Source organism: Pseudomonas sp. P20 (genome assembly GCF_016463925.1).
In the GTDB taxonomy this organism is placed as follows: domain Bacteria; phylum Pseudomonadota; class Gammaproteobacteria; order Pseudomonadales; family Pseudomonadaceae; genus Pseudomonas; species Pseudomonas aeruginosa.
Window position 1 is genome coordinate 1 of the sequence record NZ_JAEMVM010000145.1, and the last position, 604, is coordinate 604.

Annotated in this window: 1 protein-coding gene; it reads right to left on the bottom strand. The window is 59.8% G+C overall.

Annotated elements, in window-relative coordinates:
- A partial coding sequence (locus JHD77_RS32235; RefSeq protein ID WP_199506591.1) for a DnaB-like helicase C-terminal domain-containing protein occupies positions 1-604 on the bottom strand: 604 nt, incomplete at both ends.

Here is a 604-nt window from a genome sequence, read left to right on the forward strand (position 1 = left end):
GGGCCACGACGGGGCAATCCATTTCCTTGGCCAGTGCTTTCAGCGAGCGGGAGATTTCCGAGATCTCGGTGGCTCGGTTTTCCAGGCCTGGGCAGCGCATCAGCTGCAGGTAGTCGACCAGGATCAGTACGGGGTGGCCGTACTTCCTGGCTGCACGGCGAACCTTGGCGCGCAGCTCTGTCGGCGTCAGGTTGCCCTGGTCGTTGATGACCAGTCGGCTGCCATAGTCGTTTATGCGCTGGATCGCGACGGTCAGCCTGGGCCAATCCTCTTCTTGCAGTTGGCCCTTCATCAGCTTGCCAAGGTCCAGGTGGCCGAGCAGGGCAGCAAGCCTGAACAGCAGCTGCTCTGCTGGCATTTCCATGCTGTAAACCTGGACAGACTTCTGTTGGTCGCTCTGTAGCGCGGCGTCGATCAAGTTGAGGGCAAACGACGTTTTGCCCATCGAGGGACGGGCACCGACGATGATGAGATCCGACTTCTGTAGTCCGCCGGAGAGCTCGTCGAGATCCTTCAGGCCTGTCGGGACCCCCGTTACCGTCACGTTGTTGTTGAAGCGGTAATCGATGGTGTCGACGATCTTCGCGAGGCCCTTGTTGATATC